Below are 21,265 nucleotides of genomic sequence, written 5' to 3' on the forward strand. Positions count from 1 at the left end.
TGGATTGTGGACGACATTATGTCATTATCAGCAAAAGGACGCCAACGTTGGCTCCGATAGACTTTCTGACCGAAGATCAGCGCGTGGCTCTGACCAATGGCAACTTTCGCGTTTCGTTGTACAAGGTACTGATTTTTTCGAGGTCAATGGTGATTGATCAATAGCGGGGCCGTGATAGCTTTTGCTTAACCCTCACGGCTCCCACTCGGCATCATTTCAAAGCCTTGATCAAGGCCTCGAACTGGGCTCTTAGCGATTGGTCGTGCGGTGTGACGGGGGGGATTTCGCGGTCTAAGCCAAGCAGTTGATAAACGGCGATTTGCGCCGCGCGCACCGAATATTCGACGGTAAACACCACGTCTTCCGCAATTTCGACGAACTGGCTGATGAAGCCAAGATTCCTGGAGCCGCGCGGCACCGGCAAGGGCCTGTCGTTGTAATGACGCGGCATGAACATGCTGGTGATATATGGCATGCGGCAGGGAATACAATTGGCCGTGGTCAAAGTCTCCAGGTCGAAGCGCAGATGGCCGCACAGCTCGATCAGTATCTCCGCGCCGCTACATTCGTCCATCGGCCGGGCCACAAAATTACCGATCCGATCGGGAAACAGCGAATAACCCCAAAACACCTGCACATTGCCGGGCTGATTTGGAAAGTGCGGCTGATGCGCCAGCACAATCGACATCAGCCAGTTCGAATCCTTAAACGTCACCAGTCCGCCGGTACCGGCTTCATTGCCGCTAAACTGCGTCATTAGCTCGAAGAACTCCGGGTTATTCAGTGTGACGGTAAACGACTCCCAGCATGACTGGGCAATGCAACTGTTAAAAACTTCCGGGTTGCCGAACTGCGGCCGGCCCTGGGCAAGTTTTTCCCACAACAACCAGCCGCCGCTCTCGGCCTTGCTCAGTTTGACGGGCGCACTGGTCATCGTCCCCAGGGTCGAAGCCTCGGTCATGCTGCCGTTTTGCACAAACACCAAGTCGCCATCCGCCACGGCTATCAGTTCCTGCCTGCCGTGCCGCAGAATGTGAATGCCGGTGACGATCAGCTCATCGTCTTCGGTCTTGTGGTCGAGCTCCATCACCTGGCAACCGGTGTAAATACGCACGCCTTGAGCTTGCAGCCAGGACTGCAACGGTACGACTAAGGAATCGTACTGGTTATATACGGTGCGCTTGACGCCGGCCAGGGTTTCGATGCGGGAAAACTCCAGCATGAAGCGATGCAGATAGCGCCGGAATTCAACCGCGCTATGCCAGGGCTGAAAGGCAAAGGTGGTGGACCACATATACCAGAACTCGGTGTTAAAAAACGTCGGCGAAAGCCAGTCGGTGATGCAGGTCGCGGCCAACGTCGCCTCGTCGGACTGGCTCAGTTTCAGCAACTCGATGCGGTCCTGCATCGAAAAGCCCATCGACGTCACCGGCACCTTGGCCCGGCGGCTATCCACCAGTCTGGCCAGCGAATGCGACTTGTGCCGTGCGTTGAATTCGACGGTTTCGTCGAACACCGATTTACCTTCGTGCTCGACCGAGGGTATCGATTTAAACAAATCCCAGGTGCATTCGTAATTGTCGGTGGTCAACATCCGGCCGCCGCGCATCGAATACCCAAGATTGGGATCGCCGGCGCCATCCAGACTGCCGCCCAAATTCGGCGCCGCTTCCAGGATGGTGATGTCGCTACCCGACAGTTTGCCGTCTCGTATCATGAAGGCAGCGGCGGCCAACGAGCCTATGCCGCCTCCCACCAAATAAGCCTTGGGTTTACTGCGCATTCTAATTCCTTGGAAGAGTGTGGTTAGGTAGCCCATACGGGAATTTATCTGTTGCCCAAGGGCCTAGGCGGCTTTGGGAAAGGCCGCCCAGTACAATCAAGCCCCGGATTCGAGGGTAAACCCTCAAGCCTTCGATGCTAGTGTGAAGCCAAATGAATCCATTATCTAACGGGACCAGGTAAACGATACCCTAGCCCCCAGCTGGTCCTTAACCGTTACCGATTTTTCGATGACCTGCCCCTCGCTATCGGCGCTGATGGCGTAACGCCCAGGCTTGAGTTTGGCGAACAGCATGGGGCCGTCGGATACGGTTTCCAGGACTGCTTTGCCACCCGCATCCTTGATGGTGACATTGACTTCACTGAGATATTCTCCCGAACCCGTTACCGAAAACAGCAGACTCAAGTTGTAATCGTCGCGTATGGCTTGCATCGCATCCCGCTCATCGCCCCCCACGCCACCGCTGACGAAACTGACATCGCCCTGAGTTTGCGGCACGATCGAAGTCTCTTGGGCAAACACCAGAAAGCTCAGCATCAACCAGGGAATAATTAGCTTAATTTTCATAAAATTGCTCCTCGCTCGCCGGACACAAGCATCGATTCAAATTACAAGAACGGATACTGCTAATTTTGATTACCGGCTGTCGCCGATGGGACAGTTTTCCTCAAAGACCTAGCCGTAAAACCAGCGAGTGCAATACCCATAAGCCCAAGCGTTCCCGGCTCTGGTACGGAACCAACTGCGGCAGCGACAGTGCGAAAGTTTAGCGCTTCCACCGCGTCGAGATCGTATGCTTCCGGAAAACCCACGGTACTGAAAGGCGTGGTGCTGATCTGAAAGACGCTTATCGCGTTTACCTCGACACCTTCGATCGCTATCTTCGCGATGTCCACATCCGTGGCGCAGGGCGCCACTGGGAAACATTCTTCATCGGAATTACCGGCAAAATGAAAGACATTATAAAATTTTGAGCCATCAGTGCTAACGCCGAAGTTGAATCCCTCGGATCGGCCGAAAGTATCGTAAACTCTTAGATCGGCGCCCGGCCCGTCAAACACTTCCTCCACTCTGAACGACATAATAATGGAACCTGGCGTAACGTTATCCCCCCCGCCACCAAGAGCCAGGATCACACCATCCAATGTGGTTACCGAAAGCGGGTCATAAACACCGGTGCCGGAGTTTCCCTTATACTTCCCCCCGCTCTGGTCAACAACGCCAAATCCATTACCGCCGACAAAGTTGACCACCTTGTCGGCGAAGTATGCGGCATTTGCACTGCCCGATACGCCCAGAGCAGCGATAAGCCCCAGCGAAATAAAGATTTTTTCCATGATTACTATCCCCCGATTGAAATTCCGTAGAAAACATTTTGTACGGATTGAATAACCCGCCCATGCGGTAAGGATTGGGTTGGAAATAACTTCCCTGAATTGCTTGTAGGGGGCGAATGAATTCGCCCCCTACAGGACATTCGAATAGCGGGAAATTATTTTTGACGGAATCCTGAAAACATAAGCCGGTCAGCGTGTGGCAATATTGCCGTTTTCGTCCGACAGGATGATTTCCACCCGCCGATTCAATTGTCGACTGGCGGCGCTATCGTTATCGGCCACCGGATACTCCTCGCCGTAACCGCGAGTTCTGACACGTTCACTGTTAACACCGCCATCGACCAGTGCTTTTCTGACCGAATAAGCCCGCCGATCGGATAAGTCCTGATTGTGGTCTTCACTGCCCCGGCTATCGGTGTAGCCCTCTACCAGCACATTGTAATCAGGGTATTGATTCAGAAAATCGGCTAACTTATCAACGTTGCGCAGACCGGCCGATTGTAATTGGGCCTTGTTGGTACGGAACAGCACATCGCTCAAGGTGATGACCAAGCCGCGTTCGGTTTGCTTGGCATTCAACTCGTTGATCAATATGTTCTGTTGCATTATCAAGGCTTGATCCCGCTCGCTATTGGCGCCGGCCAAGGCTAATTCATTCGCCTGCCTGTCCACTGTTCGTTGGGAAATTGCCGCTCGTTGATTGGCCGCGTCGGCTTCCGCCGTTCTGGCATCAAGCCGAACCTGATTCCGATTAGCCGCCGCGTTGGTGACGGCGATTTCAGCAGTTTTACGTTTGGCGGTTACCTCGGCGATCGCCACTTGTTGCTTGGCTAAATAGGCTAGATGGTCGACGCTGTCATCGTCTTCATCTTCGCTCAAGGCTAGGTCGGCTTTATTCAGCGTATCGGCGGCCTGTTTCATTTCCAGTTCCGCCAGTTTGGTAACCTCGACATTGGTGCGGGCGTTGTTGTAACTGTTATGCGCATCGGCCAGCGATGCATTGTGCGGCACGGAACCGCAGCCGGCCATGATCGCCGCGGCGAGCAGGGTCAGCGGAAAATAGTGGATGGTTTTCATGGTGGACTCCATTAATGTTATTGAGCTTGACGGTCGATTTCTTGGCGTAACACCCGGTCGCCCTCCCGCAACTCGCTGGCGGCTTTTTGGGCCTTGGCCGAACGCGCCGTGGCCGCCGCGAGTTGCGCATCGACCTGTGCTTGTTCCGCCAGTTGCCTAGCCAGCAGATAATCTTCCCGCGCCATGGCCCGCTCGGCCGAGTCCATTTTCTCCATCGCCGCCTTCAGCGATACCGGTGCAAACTCGTTGCCACCGGCGCTGCTGGCACTGGTTACCGCGGCCTTGGAAACGGCCAGTTGCTCGGTCGGCGCCGGAATAGTGGCGCAACCAACGGCTAGCAATGCAACAGCTGCGATCAAGCCGCTACCATGGCCCCTCTCAAACGATCCGTACTGGTTAAAATTTTTCATGACTTTTATCCTGTGAGTTAAACATCGAACGCTATCAACGCGGTGCTCGACGATCATTACGGGCACCTAGGCTTTCAGATGGCTGAATCAAGTTTCCATGTTGCCAGCCTTCCCTCTCCGTATCCGGACGACAGGATTGGAAAGCAAAACTGTTTTGAGGTAACTTCGGCAATGATTAGACCCCTTTTGGCCAACCAACACAGTTCGTTAGCGAACATAAGCACCGACGGGGGGAAATCGCTGGCTACCGACCCGACGATTGACAAGGCAACTAAAACGTTGTCTATTAATCAGCATTGAAAATTTCGTCAATGCATCACTCTGGAGAATATCCTGCATGGGCCAAAAATGGGATGGAATCGAAAGGCGTAAGTCACTAAGAGCCGGGGCCGAGGCCATGGTCGTCAGTTTGTCGCCCGCGGAAATGACGGCCCACCCCAACGAGAAGCTGCTGCATGAACTGCTGGTGCATAAGATCGAGCTGGAGATGCAGAATGAAGAACTTAGAAAAACCTATAGTGCCTTGGAAGAAGCGCTGGACCGCTATCGAGATTTGTATGATTTTGCCCCGGTCGGCTACATCAGCATCGATCGAGAAGACGGGATTAGCGAAGTCAACCTGACCGCTGCCGCATTACTTGGAGTCGATCGCGATAAATTGATCAATCTGCGGTTCTCCAGATTTGTCGCGGATCAGAACCGTGACCACTGGCATCGCCTGTTCTGGAGTTTGATGGAATCACCCTATTTCGAGAAACAAGCCTTCGATCTAGTGATGCTGCGCGAGGATGGCTCCCAATTCCAAGCCCGTCTCGACTGCCTGCGCTGGGAAACCTCGGATGCCTGGCCGATGTTGCGAATCACTCTGACCGAAATAGGCAAAAACTATCTGGCCGACAATCAACAGGCTATTGCCTCTAGCGCCAATCTTTAATGTGCGATAACGCACCGACTTCGGCACATTTCTCCTGTATTTTTTTAACCGGGCTAATCCCACCGCTAACGGTGGAAAAATTACAGGAGACAGCCATGAAACACTTTAGCAAAATCGTCATTTTTTCCACCTTACTGCCATTAAGCTTTATCTGCGGCGCCGAACAGCCCAAGGAGCCGGCCACGAGCGGCGGAAAGGCGATGGCGCCCGATCCTGGCGGCATGGATCCCGCAAAAATGGAACAACATATGAAGGACATGCAAGAGCACTCCTTGATGATGCATGACTTGTCCAACAAAATTCTGGCCGAAACCGACCCGCAAAAACAACAAGCGCTGAAAGACCAGCAACTGGAATTAATGAAAGCCCAACATATGAAAATGATGTCCGGGCATTCGGGCAAACCGATGGATCACAAGAAAATGCAATAACGCCATCGGCCGGTGATTAAATACGAAGGCCAGCCATGTTACTCCGGCAATGGTTTTCCGGTTTTCCCGGCATTGTCTTGATCGGTGCATTAGCCATATCCGGCTGCAGCTCCGACCGTTCGTCCCCGCCTGATGAACACAAACCGAAACCAAGCGCCGCCACCGGCAAGCCCTTGCACAAGGAAGTCGGCGAGGCATCCTGGTATGGGCCGGGATTTCAAGGCCGGAAAACCGCCAGCGGTGAAACCTTCGACCAAAAACAAATGACCGCCGCTCATCCCAGTTTGCCGATGGGCACCAAAGCCATTGTGACTAATTTGGATAACGGCAAAAAAGTCGAGGTCACCATCAATGACCGTGGCCCGGCCGCCAAGGAAGACCGCGCCATCGACCTTTCCGGCGGCGCGGCCAACAGGCTCGACATGAAAAACGACGGCACCGCCCAGGTCAAGATTGAGACCAAATCCACTCGAAAATAATACAGCGCTAAGGGTTTCTCAGAACATACCACAATGGCGCCAGTAATCCGCCACCGACAATGACTCCCGCCAGCCAAACCAATATTCTTCCCAGCACGCTAACTAGAAAGTGGAAGCCTTCCCGATTGGTTGGAAAATAGACCAGGGGAATCCGGGTTTTCAGTGGCTTAGGCGCAAAGCTTCTGACGTCGACCACGAATACCGCAAGCGTCAGCAGAAAGTAAATCACGAAAAAGGCCAATATCCGCGGACTATCAACACCGTGGTGGCTAACACCGCTGGCCTTCAAAATGCTGATCAGCGTAACGGGTATCGATAGCGTCAGGCCGGCGATGAAGGCGGTCTTTCCGTTCGCGCTGGGAAACGGCATGCTTGAAATCCAACAAATGACTGAAAAAATATAGCGCGTTTATCGCTCGGACTCGTTTCGATAACGGCCCAGCGCCCACAGCGGAAAAAACTTGTCGTAACCGTGGTATTTCAGATAAAAAAACTTCGGAAAACCCGGCGCGTTAAAGCCGTCGTCGCGCCAAAAACCGTCGGCCCGCTGAGTCTTCAACAGATAAGCCACGCCGGATTCGACTTCTGGACAGCCATTTTCGCCGGCGGACAACAAGGCCAGCAATGCCAATGAGGTATGGAACGCGCTGCTGCTATCGAATTCGCCGCGAATGCTGCTATCGTGATAGCCGGCGTTGCCCTCGCCCCAACCGCCGTCGATGCGTTGTTTGGATTTCAGCCAGACCACCGCTTTGCGTATAGCCGGATCGTGCCGGTCGATGCCGGCGTTTTCAAAACCGCTCAATACCGACCAGGTACCATAAATATAATTGCTGCCCCAGCGGCCGAACCAGCAACCGTCGCTTTCTTGCTGTTTGCGTAGGTAAGCTACGCAGCTGTCGACAACATCGCTGTATTCCAACTGCCTTAGGCCCAGTTTACCCAGCAACATGACGCAGCGACCACTCACATCGGCGGTTGGCGGATCAAGCAGAGCGCCGTGGTCGGCAAACGGGATTTGGTTCAGATAATAATGGGTGTTGTCCGCATCGAAAGCGCCGTATCCGCCGTCAGCGGATTGCATGCCGGCGATCCAACCGGCCGCGCGCTGGATATTGTCGGCAAATTCCGGCGTGTCTGCCTGCATCATGGCATAAGCCACCACGGCGGTATCGTCGACGTCGGGGTAATAACTATTGCCGAACTGGAAAGCCCAGCCTCCGCCGGCCAATCCTGGCCGCTGTACCCGCCAATCGCCGGGTTCGTCGCTCAATTGCCTGGCCGCCAACCAGCGCAGGGCAGTCTTGACAGCGTATTGGCTTTTTCGATCATGGTCATAGCGGTCGACTTCCTGCAAAGCCAGCACAGCCAGGCCGGTATCCCAGATCGGCGACACACAGGGCTGGCAATAAGCCTGGTCGTCCTTGACCACCAGCAATCCGTCAATCGCGGCCCTGGCTATCTGCCGCTGTTGGTTGTCGGCCGGCAAGCCGAGATAATCCATGGCTTCGTAGGCATTGACCATCGCGGTAAAAATGGCGCCCAGGCCATCGTAAGCGTTCAAGCGCGCCATGAACCAATCTTGCGCCTTGGCGGTGGCCTTGCGGCGGACGAAAGCGGGAATCAGCGGCTCCATCAACCGGCCGATGCGATCCAGAACCAGAATGGCCTTGCCTAAGCGGGTTTTGACGTGAGAAAAATATTCTGTTTCCCGCTCCGCCGGAATCACGAACAACTCGGCAATGCCGATCTTGAGCGGATTGCGGGCCTTGACCTTGTAACTGCAAAGGATGGACAGCGGCACCATCACGGTACGCGACCAATAGGAAACCTTGTCGATATGAAACGGAAACCAGTTGGGCAGCAACATGATTTCCACCGGGATAAACGGCGTGGCGCGCCAGGGCACCTGCTCGAACATGGCCAGCATGATACGGGTGAATACGTTGGCCTTGGCAGCCCCTCCCCGAGCCAAAATCCAGACTCTGGCCCGGCGCATATGCGCCGCATCCGGCGAATCGCCGGCCAGCTTCATCGCATAATAGGCTTTGATGGTGCAACTGATGTCGCCCTCTCCGCCCGTATAAAGCGGATAACCGCCGTCGTCACTTTGTTTACCGCGCAGAAAATTGGCGATCTTGGCTTGCAGCGGCTTGTCGATTTCGGCCATGTAGTGCATCATCAGGATGTATTCGGCCGGTATGGTGCAGTCCGCTTCCAATTCGAACACCCAATAGCCATCGTGGTTTTGCAAACCCAGCAAGCGGATTTTAGCTAACGCAATGGCCCTATCCAGGCTTGACGATGAATAACAGCTATCTGGGTGTCCTGAATCCGAACCGGACAGCGAAGAAGTTTCTGTTAGCATGGTTTAGTTCTCTGATTTTACTGGTCTGGTAGGGATTTTCGCCGGCGTCCGGCATGCCTGTTGGCGGGTCAAAAAAAACCGCCGCAACAGGAGGACATTGCCGCGGCGAGTGGCACACATGCCCAAAATAACGGCCTTGAAATTCCGGCGGTTTGCGGCAAAGTCCCCCACCCTGCTTGAATCGCCAGTCAGCAGCTTAGCCGCCGGCCTAGCCACGGTCTGTACGCTGCCGCACATAAAATTATTTTTTCGATTCAACCCTTGGAATTAGCGGTAGAATCAGCCCGACACACAGCGCTAGCATTAAATGACAAACAAACTCCGTGCCGTAGCGAACAGAGCGGAATTTATCGACTCACTACCATCATTCGCAGGTTATACTAAGTTTCATAGCTTGGGCCATTCTGATTAATCCTAAAAAAATAACAAAGGAAGCTGATGACCGAACATGACAACCCTCGCCAGAATCATTTGCTGAACGCCTTGTCGGAAGCCGAATACGCAGAGTTGTTGCCGCATCTGGAAGCGGTCAAGATGCCGCTCGGCCATGTCATTTACGAATCCGGCGGCGAGCTGCGCCATGTCTATTTCCCCACCACCTGCATCGTATCGTTACTCTATGTGATGGAAAACGGCGCATCGGCGGAAATCGCCGTGGCCGGCAACGATGGCCTGATCGGCGTCGCCCTGTTCATGGGCGGCAACACCATGCCAAATCGGGCGGTGGTGCAGAGCGCGGGCGGTGCCTACCGCATCAAGGGGCCGCTGCTGATGGCTGAATTCAACCGCTCCGGCGGACGCCGTAACGGCTTGCTGCAAAGCCTGCTGCTGCGTTATACCCAAGCCCTGATCACCCAAATGGCGCAAACGGCGGTCTGCAATCGGCATCATTCGGTGGATCAGCAACTGTGCCGCTGGTTGCTGCTGAGCCTGGACCGGCTGCCGACGAATCAATTGAACATGACGCAGGAATTGATCGCCAATATGTTGGGCGTGCGCCGCGAAGGCGTCACCGAGGCAGCCGGCAAATTGCAACTGGCCGGCTTGATTCAATACAGCCGGGGCCACATTACGGTGCTGAACCGGGCCGGACTGGAAGACCGGGTTTGCGAATGCTACCAAGTGGTCAAAGTCGAATCCGACCGACTTCTCCCCCCCCCCCAGATGTCGCTGAGTTAAGGGAGTTGCCTCCTTCCCAGCACGCTTGACTTCGACTACTTCGGCTTTGCTCAGCACAAGTCCGCGTAGGGGCGATTTTAATCTCCCAGGGCGAATGCCCCGTAACAGCGCGTAGCGAATTCGCCCCTTGTATGATGAATTTTAACAACCGATAGCCTAGAAGAACCGATTAAGCTGTCATCGTTCATTGGGAGGCCGTTCGCCCCTGAGGACTGGTAAATACCAGAGCCTGTGCTGTAGATTGGCCCCCGCCCTATTCACCCATACCGTGGAGTATCCGAGGCTTAGAGCCTGCATACACAAGGAAGGTAGGTGCATGCGCAGGGTCGGGAACCGGTGAATAGTGTACTTAACCTTTAACTGAATTAAAAAACGATTATGACGAACCTCCCAATCAATGCCATCGCTGAATCTATCCACCGCCTGTTTGCCGGCGTGGATGTCGGAGCCGATGAATTGGTGCTGGTGATCCGCAAGAACGGCAAGTCGTTCGATCCACAAAAATATGCCAATACCCGCTCTGACCGTGCCCGCTTGGTCAACAAGCTGATCAAGCTGCCGGGCATCAAAGTCTGCCTGGAAGCCACCGGCATTTACCATTTCGACCTGGCAATTGCGTTGCATGACGCCGGTATTCCCGTGATGGTCGTCAATCCCAAGGCCTCGCATAACTTCGCCAAGGTGTTGATGAGAAACAGCAAAACCGATGCCGTTGATGCCAATACCCTGGCCGAATACGTCGAGCGCATGGACTTTGTCGCCTGGACCCGGCCATCGAATCAGACCCTGGCTTTGCGCGGGTTTGCCCGCCGCATTGATGCGCTGACCGGTCAGAAAGCTGCCGCGAAAAACCATCTGCATGCACTGAGTGCGACTCAGGAAACTCCAAAGGCGTTGCTGCGCGATGCCAAGCTGGCGATCAGTCAATTGGAAAAACGCATCGATACCTTGGCCGCCGAAGCGATGACCTTGATCAACCAGCACCCGGAACTCAAGCGTGTTTTTGAGTTGCTGACCGGCATCAAAGGCATTGCCCATACCAGCGCCATTGCTTTGATGGGCGAACTGCTGTTATTGCCACCCAACCTGTCGCATCGCGAATGGGTCAAGTTTGCCGGGCTCGATCCCAAAGCCTTTGAATCCGGCAAAAGCGTACATAAGAAAATGCGGCTGTCCAAGGCGGGTAACCGGCATATTCGCTCGGCATTGTATATGCCGGCCTTGAGCGCCAAACAGCATGATCCCCATGTCAGCGCTTATTTCCAGCACTTGGTCGACAACGGCAAGAAACCTTTACAGGCCGTCTGCGCAGTGATGCGTAAATTACTGCATGCGATCCATGGCATGCTAAAGCACGACCAGCCGTTCGATAACACACGGTTTTATGTCATTCCGACACCCATCATCGCTGAGTGAAAAAGTGATGGAATTTTGTTGACTTGGAACAGAGTATCTACAGAACATTCGAATATCTGGAACCTATTTTTCACGGAATCTTTAGTTAAGTGTCCGGCAAGTTCAAGCTGAAATAACGGACCACAAAAAAGCCGGCGTTAACCGGCTTTGACACTGCGCTAGCAAAACCGGTCGGTTCGGGCGGTTAACGATGCACCCCTACCCGACTGACTTCAAGCTTATTTTTTTTCCAGTTGCATTTCGACTATGCCTTGCTCAACATCGGCTATACCTTGTTGCAAGTTACCGGCCTTGGCTGCCTTGATGGCGGCTTTTAGCTTGGCGTTAGCCCGTTGCAGGCGGATAGAGCTTCCCTTCTCGTTTTGTTCTTTTAAGGCTTCCCAGGCAACGGTGGCGCTGTCGATAAAGGCTTGGGTATCGCCCTTCTTGCCTGCCTCGACCGCGTTGTTGGACAAGGCGATCAGATTGGTAAAGCTTTCATTCAAGGGACTCCCGGCGGCGTGCGCTTGCAGAGAGAGGAAAGACAAAAGCAACGCCATTAAAAAGTATTTAATTTTCATAAATTTACCCGATTATTTGTAGATTGTATAAAAGCGCAAAATGACAAATTTTGGTGGCTTAGCGCTGCTCAAGAAATTGCATAGTGCTCCGAAACCGTGATGATTAAATTGAAACGGATAGGTGCGAACACACTAAGCGCAAATTTACACTCCCGGTTGCTTGGGTGATTCCACCTAAGCTGTATTTAGACTACAGCAGCGCTACGCCAAAGTCTGTACGTTAGGGTACATAGGTCGATTCAGCCCAAAATTTACGGGTGTATCTAAGCTTCAACCGGTCCTCACCATGATTAGCCATAGCCTACGTGCGCTAACATACAGACAAGCAAAATCATTATCGTTAGTCTGACGCCACGCCAGTAAATCCATAGTCCCTGGCAACAAGCGCCGACACCGCGATTAATATCCTCGGCTGCCGAATTCCCTCAAATCACCGCCGGAGAGCGCCCGTGTTGTGTATACCTGCCGTTCCCGCGGCCAACCGCCTCCTAGCCTCTCTGCCCCGCGCCGATCACCAACATTTGCTTAGGCGTTGCGAAGCGGTCGAGCTGGTTTTTGCCGAAGTGCTTTATCTGGCCGGCGAACGCATTCCGCATGTGTATTTTCCGACCGGCAGTTTTATTTCACTGGTAACGCCGGTCGAAAACGGCGGCGGTTTGGAAGTAGGATTAATCGGTAACGAAGGCATGCTGGGCATTACCCTGATGCTGGGCGTCGATATCGCGCCATTTCAGGCGCTAGTTCAAGGAGCCGGGCCGGCACTGCGATTACCGGCGACCCAGTTTTTGGCCGAACTGGAACGCAGTCCCGCATTACAGATGGCGCTAAAACGTTATTTATACGTATCGATGCGGCAACTGGCACAAACCGCGGCCTGTAATCGTTTTCACGTGGTGGAGGCGCGCCTGGCCCGTTGGCTGCTGAAGACACACGACCGGGCTCACGCCGATACCTTTCATGTGACACACATGTTTTTGGCTTACATCATGGGGGTGCGCCGGGTCGGGATTACCAAAGCGGCGCTCTCATTGCAGCAGCAAAAGTTGATCAGTTACCGGCGCGGCGACGTTACCATTCTGGACCGGGCCGGCCTGGAAGCCGCCGCTTGCGGCTGTTATCGAATCGAGAAAGAAACCTACGAACGAATATTGGCTTGTGGCGCGCCGGAAAGCATAACGGGTTAGGCAAGATTTGATCAAGCCCTTGAGGCTTCAGAGCCAAGGGCGATTAAAATCGCCCCTACAATCAATTCAGGGAAATTATTTCCAACCGAATCTTAATTCAAATCCTGCATAACAGCCTTGTCGGCACTCAACGCCGTCCAGCCGACCACGATTCTGTAAACCAACAGTAGCAATGTCGGAATCAAAATGATCAAACTAATTTGCATCTCCACCATCAGCACCAGGCCGGATAGTGCAAATCCCGCCAAAGTGACCCAAACGGTTTTGATTTGCCAGTTAAAATGCGATTCCAGCCAAGTACCTTTGACATCGTTTCGATAAAGAAAATTAATCGCGACACCGACCAATAAGGGTAAGCCGGCAAAGGCAAAAGTGAGTACCTGGCAAATATAGACCGTCCCGGCCAGTTTCTTCAGCGCGGCCATATCACCGTCGGTTTTTGCATTGGTTATTGACATGTTCATAACTCGATACCTCTTGTAAAAGTTGACTTTGAGCAAGGTTAAGGTCCTGCCACGTGAATGGCTGCGGGATTAAGCTTCTGATTTCAATACAAATAACTTCCCCCTTTGAAAAAGGGGGATCGAGGGGGATTTATTAAAAAATCTCCCCCAGCCCCTCTTTATCAAAGAGGGGAGCCAGAATCCCGTGATTCGGAACCAACCGAATTCCGGGAAGTTATTTATAACCATATCCTTAAAAGTGATAATGCGCCCCCAAGCCGACATATTCCACTTTGTCTTTATAAAACTGGCCGCTGGGGGTGTAACCGTTGAAATATTCGACCATGACCTGCAGTTTGCGGCCCATGACTTGTAAATTATCGAATTCGACCCCGGCCCTGGCCGAGACATCGGTACTCCAATCGTTTTCCTCGTAATTCTTGATGTCGGCGGCAATGATGGGCCGCATGTTGGCAAATTCAAAGCGCCATGGGCTCCTAAACTCGATACCGTATTGGGCCGACCATTTTTTCAGCTCGGTGGGTTCTCTATGAAACAAGCCGCCGCCGCCGCCATAGACTCGCACGCCATAGGGAAGCTCATAGGACAGTTTCAGGTCCACGCCTTCGTAACTGAGGTTCACCCGCTCGAATTTGGTGTTGACCTTGCGCAGTAAAAATTCGTCGCCCAGATGCGAACTCTGGTGGAACAGTCGGCCGAAGGCGGAAAATTGACCGGCCCGCACGCTGGAATAGAGGGATGCGATGAAATCGGTATTGACCAGATCGGACGATGAGGCACCCAGATTGAAATCGCTAAACACGCCGGCCTGAATCCCGGTTTCCCATTGCGCCGAGGAATGGCCGAAGTTGGCGCGGTAAAACGGTATGGTTTCGCCGAAACTGACCGAGGCAATATCGCGGCCATCGAAGTTGTCGCTCTGGTAATTGCGGTAGGCCGCCGAAAAATGCGCCCAACGCGGATCGGCCAACAGCGGTTTGAACAAATGGCCCGACGGCAGCAGCCCGGTCGGCAATATCAATGTATCCGCGGTCGTGACCGCCTCGGTACCGGCAATGGCGGCGGCTTCGGCCGCCTGTTGGCTGGTGGTTTCGGCGACTTTGACGGCGGTAACGCCGGGGATGGCCGACAACACCCTGACGGCTTCGGCGCGTTCCGCGCTGGCCAAGCCAGCCACCGGCAAGGTAATCACACCGTCTTTTACCGCCAATGCCGGCATATCGAGCTTTAAATCATGCTTTAGCGCGGCGGCGGCATAACCGGCAATGTAAGCGTCGTTAGCAACCGTGGCCCGAGCCAATGACACGGGAACCAGCAAAGCGGCGGCAAACGCCATCCAGCGGCGATAAGTCATCATTGTTGACTCGGCACGTTGGCCTTGATCATCAGCTGGTTTTGTACCGACTTTACATGCTCCTGGCTATTCACCAAGCCGATGGCTCGGCCGACCATCTGCTCGGAATCGACGGTGCCGCTCAATGTCACCACGCCATTCACGGTAGTGACTTCAATTTGCGAGGCCTTTAGAAATTCATCGCTTAACATGGCGGCCTTGATCTTGGTGGTAATCGCCGAGTCGTCCAGATATTCGCCGGTCACCACCGAGCTGTCGACCACCGAATCCTTGGCGCTTTCGAGTTGAGTTCCGGCTTTGTTGATGGCCTGGTCGATTTGTTTTCCGGCTTTTTCCAGCGCATCGTCCGAGGCTTTGGCCGATTCATCAAGGTATGCGCCGGCTTTTTCAGACTGATGGATTACAGACTGGTTGGCTGCATCGATTTTCTGGCCGGTTTTGTCAGTCGTGTACTCAATTTTTTGACCGACGTTATCGACCGCTTTATCGACTTTTTGCCCGGCTTTTTCCGCGGAACCTTCTTGCTGGCAAGCGGGAAGACCCAGAGCGATAGTAATACAGCCCAGCGCGATCAGGAGTGCTTGTTGGTATGAGTGGGGGATTTTCATTGTATATTCCTGTTGTGGCGTAATGGAGCGTAAACACTGCTGTTTGCCGGGAATGCAAATGGCAGTGTGCCGTATGCTTGCAAGGAATTTTAAGTACAGGATCGGGCGGGGTCTGTACGCTGTCGAACATAAGCAGAAAGCCGTAACACGGCATCCGGTAAAAGTGGAGGCCAGACTAAACTTTAATCTGAGTTGCTATAAAAAATTTTTCGAACTCCTGTGCCGGCACCGGTTTCGAGAACAGAAAACCTTGCCCATAATCGCAGCCGGCTTTCAACAATAAGTCGCGCTGCTCCGCCGACTCGATACCTTCGGCAATCACCTTCATGCCCAGGATATGCGCCATCAAAATAATGGCTTCGCACAGGGCCATATCGGTGGAATCGGCGACCAGGTTGGAGACAAAGCCCTGGTCTATCTTCAAAAAATCGATGCGGTATTTTTTAAGTTGCGATAACGACGAATAACCGGTGCCGAAATCGTCGAGAGAAGTCTGTATCCCCGCGCGCCTAAAGGCCAACAGTTTATCGGCCACGATGGCCGACGCATCCAGTAATAAGCCTTCGGTGATTTCCACCGCAATGCAACCACCGGGCAAACCCAGGCGGCGCAAATGCTCGAACCAGTCAGCCAGTTTTTCGCTGTTGTTATGAAACTGGGCGGGAGATTTATTGATACTGATCTGGAATTGCGCGGAATACTTGTCGCGCCAGGCGGCTACCTGATCGGCCACTTGATGGAATACCCAGCCGCCCAACTCGGTAATCAGTCCGCTGTCTTCGGCAATGGGGATAAACTCCGCCGGGCTGATCAAGCCCTGAGTCGGATGTTGCCAGCGTATCAAGGCCTCGGCTTTTTGAATATGGCCGCTTGCCAGTTCCACAATCGGTTGGTAGGCCACCCAGATTTGATTATCGGCCAGGGCGTGGCGGAGGTCGTTGGTCATTCGTAAACGGATTTCGGCGGCTTCCTGCATGGATGGTGTGAAGTAACAAAAACGGCTGCGGCCCTGTTTCTTGGCGGCATACATGGCCTGATCGGCCTTCTTCTGCAAATCCTCGGCATTGTCGGCGTCATCCGGATAGAGGGCAACGCCGATGCTGACCGAGACATAGCAGCGTTCGTCCTTCAACTGGAACGGCGCGATCATGGTTTGCAAAATAGACTGGGCCACGCGGTCGATGCTGTTGATTTCATGCAGTTCGCCCATGATCAGGGTGAATTCGTCGCCGCCCGGCCGCGCCAGGGTATCGGTCTCGCGGATACAACCGATCAGGCGCTGGGTGGTTTCCTTCAACAAACGATCCCCCATGTCGTGGCCCAAGGTGTCGTTGATATCCTTGAAATGGTCCAGATCGAGGAACATCAACGCCAACTTTTGATGCCCACGGTGGGATTTATTGATGGCCCGCTGCAGCCGGTCCAAAAACATACGCCGGTTGGGCAAGCCGGTGAGTGGGTCGATGTTGGCCTGGTTATGAATGATTTCTTCCGCGCGTTTTTTTTCGGTAATATCCGAGGACATGCCGACTCTGCGAATGACTTCGCCCTGGTCGCCGTAGACAGTGCTGATCGACAACCAGCTCAGATATTCCTCGCCATTTTTGCGCCGGTTCCATATCTCGCCCTGCCATTGGCCGAGGGTATTCAGTTGTTCCCACATCGCCTGGAAAAAAGCCGGATTGTGACGATCCGATTTAAGCAGCGAGGTCGGCTGGCCGATGGCTTGTTCGGCGCTGTAGCCGGTCAATTTGCTGAAGGCCGGATTGATCGCCACGATCCGGTTGTTGGCATCGGCCACGGTAATGGCCTCCTCCAACGCCAGATAAACGGTGGCCGCCAGTTGCAGTTCCCGCTCGTTCTGTTTGCGCTCGCTAATATCCAATACCGCCATCAGGCAGGTTTCCCGAGTCGTATCGGCCGTCGCCTCGATACTGACCCAGAGCGGTTCCTCGCCGGCCAGCAGGGTAATCTCGCAACTGTGACTGCCGTAATTGGCAAACACATTTTCCAAAAAGCCGTTGAAAATCGGCCGGCATCCGCCGGATACGCTATCAATAAAATGGCGCCCGGCTATCTTCACCCGCTCGTTGCCCAATAATTTTTCACCGCGAAAATTGGTCTGCAGAATCCTGCCATCGAGCCCTAGGCTAAAATAGGCCAGCGGCGCATAATCGAACAGCTCGGCATAACGTTCCAAGGCTGTTTCAGCGCCAGTGCGCGCTTCCCGCAAGGCTTCGTTCTGCATCTCCAGCTCGAGCTGATGCACTTGCAATTCATGCACCAGCCGGTAATGTTGGTGGTCATTGGTTTTTTCCGGCGCGGTCTCGGCCAGTTGCCGTTCCGCGCGTTGCCGCAGTTCCCCGTTTTCTTGAGTATTGTCAGTCCGGTTGGTCATGGCTGTTCCTTAATTTGGCTTCCAGCTTCTTGGTTTCGGAGATGTCGATAAAGGTGATCACCACGCCGTCGATCAAGTTGTCGTGGGTACGGTATGGCATGATCCTGACCTTGAACCAACGCTCGTTGCGGGCCGTGACTTGTTTTTCGATAAAAACCAGGGTACGCAGCACGTCGCGCGCATCTTGTTGCAATTGCGGATACTCCAGATCGGTGACGATGTCCGACAACGGCCGGCCGACATCGGCCGCTATCAGCTTGAACAAGTGGCAAATGTGGCTGGTAAAGCGGCGGATGTTGAGGGCGTTGTCCAGAAATACCGTGGCGATTTCCATGCTGTTGAGTAGATTGTCCATGTCATTGCTGGCCCGCGACAAATCGTCGACCTTGGCCTGCAATTCGGCGTTCACGGTTTGCAGTTCCTCGTTTAGCGACTGCATCTCTTCCTTGGAGGTGGTTAATTCCTCGTTGGAGGACTGCAACTCTTCATTGGTCGATTGCAGCTCTTCGTTGGCCGATTTCAGCTCTTCCTGCGAAGTCTGCATTTCCTCGCGCAAGGTTTGCATTTCATCGCGGGCTTGTTGCAAATCATACTGGAGCGATTTCATCTCGGCGTTTGGAGACTTACGGGGTGTCTTCCCCGCCGGCGGTATTTCCACATCGGTAAATACCACGATCAGCAAGCCTTTTAAGGCTTCGGGTTTACTGATGGCCTGTACCATCAGGTTTACGGTTTGCTTGCCGCCATCGGTCGCTACCAACAGGCCGGCCATCCGCACCGCATCGTCTTGAGTTCGCGCTTTTTTGAGCGAGCTGAGGATTTCATGCCGCAGCCCTTCGCGAGCCATGGCATGGATATTCCAGTTGGCTTTCCCGGCCGCCGGCTCCAGATATTTGCCGGTGCGGCCGTTGATGTACAGAATGTCGCCATCGGCATTGACCAAGACCGCCGCCGGCGCATAGTGTTGCAACAATAGCTTCTCGGCCAAGGTTTGCAGATTGATAATAGAGCTTGGTTGGTCGGTTTCGCTCGGCATGGCTTTGGTTGTGAAATACTTGGTGGGGAAATCGACTTCGAGCGGAAACGGATTGCCAACACGTAGATAAAGCCTGGACTTGCTGTCGAGGACATTGAATAAATGGCTGAAATTGCTGATGGTTTCGGAGTTGCCGAGCAACAAAATGCCACGATTGAGCAGTGTATAGTGAAACAGCAGAATCAGTTTTTTCTGCAATTCGGTACTCAGATAAATCAACAGATTCCGGCAGCTGAGTATATCCAGTTTGGTAAACGGCGGATCCATAATGACGTTATGCGGGGCGAAAATAACCATCTCGCGAATCTCTTTATTGATTCGATAGCCATCGCCATCGACACTAAAGAAACGGCCAAGCCGTTCCTCGCTGACATCGCCGGCAATATTGGCCGGATACAAACCTTGGCGGGCCTTGTCGATGGCATCCTGATCCAGGTCGGTGGCGAAGATTTGCAGTTTAAACGGCTGCGGATATTGGCCTTGCGCCAGGACTTCCTTGAAGGTAATGGCCAAGGAATAGGCTTCCTCGCCGGTCGAGCAAGCCGGCACCCAGGCTCTAAGTACCTTGCCGGCCGGATATTGGGCCAACAGCGTCGGAATGGCGTTATTCTTCAGCGCTTCCCATATCGCAGGATCGCGAAAAAAATTGGTGACGCCAATCAGCAATTCCTTGAACAGCAAATCCAGTTCCTGGGGATTTTCGCGCAGATAGCGCACATATTTGTGGACTGCGTCGATCTGATGCAGCCCCATGCGCCGTTCGATACGCCGATAGATGGTATTTTTTTTATACAGCGAGAAATCGTTGCCGGTGCGTTCGCGTAGCAGGATCACGATTTGTTCCAGCGCGCTTTGCGCTTTCAGTTCCAGGATGGCCTCCGGCGCGGCATTTAGACCACGCGGACTATGCTTCAGATAAGCCAGTATCTTTGCCCACAACTCCTGAGCCGGCGCCACGATATCCGCCAAGCCGGCCTCGATCGCGCTACGCGGCATCGAATCGAATTGGGCGGATTCCGGCGCTTGCACGACCGCCAGGCCGGCGTTTTCCTTGATGGCGCGCAGCCCCAAGGTGCCGTCGGAGCCCATGCCGGACAGAATCACGCCGATCGCCCGCTCATGCTGATCGTCGGCCAGCGCCCGAAAAAATGCATCGATAGGCAAACGTAAACCGCGTGGCGCGACCGGGTCCAGCAGGTGCAGCTTGCCATGCAGGATAGACAAATCCTTATTGGGCGGAATCACATAGACCCAATCCGGTTTGACCTTGATCCGGTCGCCGGCCTGAACCACTGTCAACGGCATGACCCGTTGCAACAATTCCGGCAACATGCCTTGATAATTGGGATCCAGGTGTTGAATCACCACGAATGCCACGCCGCAGTCTGCCGGTACCTGGGAAAAAAACTGTTCCAAGGCCTCCAATCCGCCGGCCGAGGTTCCAACGCCAACAATGGGCGGCGCGATTTCGACATCGAGGTTCGGTTTGGCCGCCCCCAAGGGTTTGGCCACTTTTAAGGTAGGATCGGCAAGTTTTAAGGTATCGGAGCCTAATTTGGCCGTGCGGGATTTGTCCATTTTTGAGCTCACAATGATAGGGATAGAAAGCGGGAAATCATATCACCTCATTTGTTGTCATTCATTTAGTGTCAGATATGAGTGAGTTGACCGAGATCATCGGCGCTCAAGCTCACTCGCATGGATTGAATGACTCACAAGCCATTAGGCCCAAGTTAAAAGTCCGTCATATTCGAAAGGATACCCAATCCCAAAAATCCGCCGATGACCAAGCGCCAAAAATGCTGCCGTTGACTGGGCATCAAAAAAGCTGCCGATGACTGAGCGGAGCCAAAGTCAACTTTTCTCTTCGACTGCTTCGGCTTCGCTCAGCCAGCGGCTCGGCTCGGTGAACGATAGTTTTGCCGAGGGCAACCTGTTTGGGCGAATTCGCTACGCGCTGCTACGGGTCATTCGCCCTGGGCGATTAAAATCGCCCCTACAGGTACTCAAGAAAATTATTGCCAACCAAGTCCTAAAGCGCCCTTCGGCCTTGAAGGACGCGCAGCACAATCACGATCAACGCGATAACCAGCAATAAGTGGATAAATCCGCCCAATGTGTACGAAGACACTAACCCCAATGCCCATAGAAGAATCAGGATGACAGCTAAATTGACCAGCATCTAGTTCCCCTTAAATTACATTGCCGAAAGATCGGTTAACCGTCGAGATGCTCAAACTGGACCAA

The 21,265-nt window shown here is 53.6% G+C and carries 21 protein-coding genes; 7 read left to right on the forward strand and 14 right to left on the reverse strand.

The genetic code is table 11. From position 1 onward, the window contains the following. Window positions 1-211: 211 nt before the first annotated feature. The 5 genes from IVG45_RS06110 to IVG45_RS06130 form a co-directional block, all read right to left on the reverse strand. Window positions 212-1,783 (reverse strand): oleate hydratase, encoded by a 1,572-nt coding sequence (locus IVG45_RS06110; RefSeq protein ID WP_196436980.1) that lies wholly within the window; start codon window positions 1,781-1,783, stop codon window positions 212-214. Between the two features lie 165 nt (window positions 1,784-1,948). After that, window positions 1,949-2,350 (reverse strand): carboxypeptidase regulatory-like domain-containing protein, encoded by a 402-nt coding sequence (locus IVG45_RS06115; RefSeq protein ID WP_196436981.1) that lies wholly within the window; start codon window positions 2,348-2,350, stop codon window positions 1,949-1,951. Window positions 2,351-2,409: 59 nt separating this feature from the next. Continuing rightward, window positions 2,410-3,120: a PEP-CTERM sorting domain-containing protein gene (locus IVG45_RS06120; protein WP_196436982.1), complete on the reverse strand. Its 711-nt coding sequence runs from the start codon at window positions 3,118-3,120 to the stop codon at window positions 2,410-2,412. Between the two features lie 189 nt (window positions 3,121-3,309). Beyond that, window positions 3,310-4,197 carry an OmpA family protein gene (locus IVG45_RS06125; protein ID WP_196436983.1) on the reverse strand — a complete coding sequence of 296 codons (888 nt, stop codon included), beginning with the start codon at window positions 4,195-4,197 and terminating at the stop codon, window positions 3,310-3,312. A gap of 17 nt (window positions 4,198-4,214) precedes the next feature. Further along, the gene (locus IVG45_RS06130) at window positions 4,215-4,607 is read right to left on the reverse strand and encodes a DUF4398 domain-containing protein (protein ID WP_196436984.1); all 393 of its coding nucleotides are present in this window, start codon (window positions 4,605-4,607) and stop codon (window positions 4,215-4,217) included. A 337-nt stretch (window positions 4,608-4,944) separates the two neighbouring features. On the opposite strand from IVG45_RS06130, the gene IVG45_RS06135 reads away from it, so the two are divergent. The 3 genes from IVG45_RS06135 to IVG45_RS06145 all read left to right on the forward strand — a co-directional run bounded on the left by IVG45_RS06135 (window position 4,945) and on the right by IVG45_RS06145 (window position 6,451). Next, complete coding sequence (locus tag IVG45_RS06135; protein ID WP_230874773.1) at window positions 4,945-5,541, forward strand: PAS domain S-box protein; 597 nt, start codon at window positions 4,945-4,947, stop codon at window positions 5,539-5,541. 95 nt (window positions 5,542-5,636) lie between these two features. Continuing rightward, complete coding sequence (locus IVG45_RS06140) at window positions 5,637-5,972, forward strand: hypothetical protein (RefSeq protein ID WP_196436985.1); 336 nt, start codon at window positions 5,637-5,639, stop codon at window positions 5,970-5,972. 35 nt (window positions 5,973-6,007) lie between these two features. Further along, window positions 6,008-6,451: a septal ring lytic transglycosylase RlpA family protein gene (locus IVG45_RS06145; RefSeq protein ID WP_196436986.1), complete on the forward strand. Its 444-nt coding sequence runs from the start codon at window positions 6,008-6,010 to the stop codon at window positions 6,449-6,451. A gap of 7 nt (window positions 6,452-6,458) precedes the next feature. Here the strand turns inward: IVG45_RS06145 and IVG45_RS06150 are convergent, their stop codons facing one another. Together IVG45_RS06150 and shc are read right to left on the reverse strand one after the other, a co-directional pair. Further along, window positions 6,459-6,821: a hypothetical protein gene (locus IVG45_RS06150; protein WP_196436987.1), complete on the reverse strand. Its 363-nt coding sequence runs from the start codon at window positions 6,819-6,821 to the stop codon at window positions 6,459-6,461. Window positions 6,822-6,860: 39 nt separating this feature from the next. Then, a complete protein-coding gene (shc, locus tag IVG45_RS06155) occupies window positions 6,861-8,819 on the reverse strand; it encodes a squalene--hopene cyclase (protein ID WP_196436988.1) in 1,959 nt (652 codons plus the stop codon). A gap of 438 nt (window positions 8,820-9,257) precedes the next feature. On the opposite strand from shc, the gene IVG45_RS06160 reads away from it, so the two are divergent. Beyond that, on the forward strand, window positions 9,258-9,998 hold the full coding sequence (locus IVG45_RS06160; RefSeq protein ID WP_196436989.1) for a Crp/Fnr family transcriptional regulator: 741 nt from the start codon (window positions 9,258-9,260) through the stop codon (window positions 9,996-9,998). A gap of 378 nt (window positions 9,999-10,376) precedes the next feature. Continuing rightward, window positions 10,377-11,414 carry an IS110 family transposase gene (locus IVG45_RS06165; RefSeq protein ID WP_196436990.1) on the forward strand — a complete coding sequence of 346 codons (1,038 nt, stop codon included), beginning with the start codon at window positions 10,377-10,379 and terminating at the stop codon, window positions 11,412-11,414. 218 nt (window positions 11,415-11,632) lie between these two features. On the opposite strand, the gene smbP is transcribed toward IVG45_RS06165, so the two are convergent. Beyond that, entirely contained in the window at window positions 11,633-11,974 is a 342-nt protein-coding gene (smbP, locus tag IVG45_RS06170) for a small metal-binding protein SmbP (protein WP_196436991.1), read from the reverse strand. Window positions 11,975-12,423: 449 nt separating this feature from the next. Between smbP and IVG45_RS06175 the strand changes: the two genes are divergently transcribed. Continuing rightward, window positions 12,424-13,158, forward strand: coding sequence for a Crp/Fnr family transcriptional regulator (locus IVG45_RS06175; protein ID WP_196436992.1), 735 nt, complete (start codon window positions 12,424-12,426; stop codon window positions 13,156-13,158). 92 nt (window positions 13,159-13,250) lie between these two features. On the opposite strand, the gene IVG45_RS06180 is transcribed toward IVG45_RS06175, so the two are convergent. The 5 genes from IVG45_RS06180 to IVG45_RS06200 form a co-directional block, all read right to left on the reverse strand. Then, window positions 13,251-13,622, reverse strand: coding sequence for a DUF4870 family protein (locus tag IVG45_RS06180; RefSeq protein WP_196436993.1), 372 nt, complete (start codon window positions 13,620-13,622; stop codon window positions 13,251-13,253). A gap of 232 nt (window positions 13,623-13,854) precedes the next feature. Further along, entirely contained in the window at window positions 13,855-14,979 is a 1,125-nt protein-coding gene (locus IVG45_RS06185) for a DUF1207 domain-containing protein (RefSeq protein WP_230874774.1), read from the reverse strand. Then, entirely contained in the window at window positions 14,976-15,584 is a 609-nt protein-coding gene (locus IVG45_RS06190) for a BON domain-containing protein (RefSeq protein WP_196436994.1), read from the reverse strand. Before IVG45_RS06190 ends, IVG45_RS06185 begins: the two co-directional genes overlap by 4 nt. 175 nt (window positions 15,585-15,759) lie before the next feature. Next, complete coding sequence (locus IVG45_RS06195; protein ID WP_196436995.1) at window positions 15,760-17,982, reverse strand: sensor domain-containing protein; 2,223 nt, start codon at window positions 17,980-17,982, stop codon at window positions 15,760-15,762. Further along, window positions 17,966-20,596, reverse strand: a complete 2,631-nt coding sequence (locus IVG45_RS06200; RefSeq protein WP_196436996.1) for a chemotaxis protein CheB — start codon at window positions 20,594-20,596, stop codon at window positions 17,966-17,968. Before IVG45_RS06200 ends, IVG45_RS06195 begins: the two co-directional genes overlap by 17 nt. Window positions 20,597-20,852: 256 nt before the next feature. Here IVG45_RS06200 and IVG45_RS06205 point away from each other — a divergent pair, with 256 nt between their 5' ends. Further along, on the forward strand, window positions 20,853-21,116 hold the full coding sequence (locus tag IVG45_RS06205) for a hypothetical protein (protein WP_196438126.1): 264 nt from the start codon (window positions 20,853-20,855) through the stop codon (window positions 21,114-21,116). On the opposite strand, the gene IVG45_RS06210 is transcribed toward IVG45_RS06205, so the two are convergent. Then, a complete protein-coding gene (locus tag IVG45_RS06210; protein WP_196436997.1) occupies window positions 21,051-21,200 on the reverse strand; it encodes a lmo0937 family membrane protein in 150 nt (49 codons plus the stop codon). The two genes, IVG45_RS06205 and IVG45_RS06210, sit on opposite strands and share 66 nt — an antisense overlap. Window positions 21,201-21,265: the final 65 nt, after the last annotated feature.

This window comes from Methylomonas sp. LL1 (assembly GCF_015711015.1).
Taxonomy (GTDB): domain Bacteria; phylum Pseudomonadota; class Gammaproteobacteria; order Methylococcales; family Methylomonadaceae; genus Methylomonas.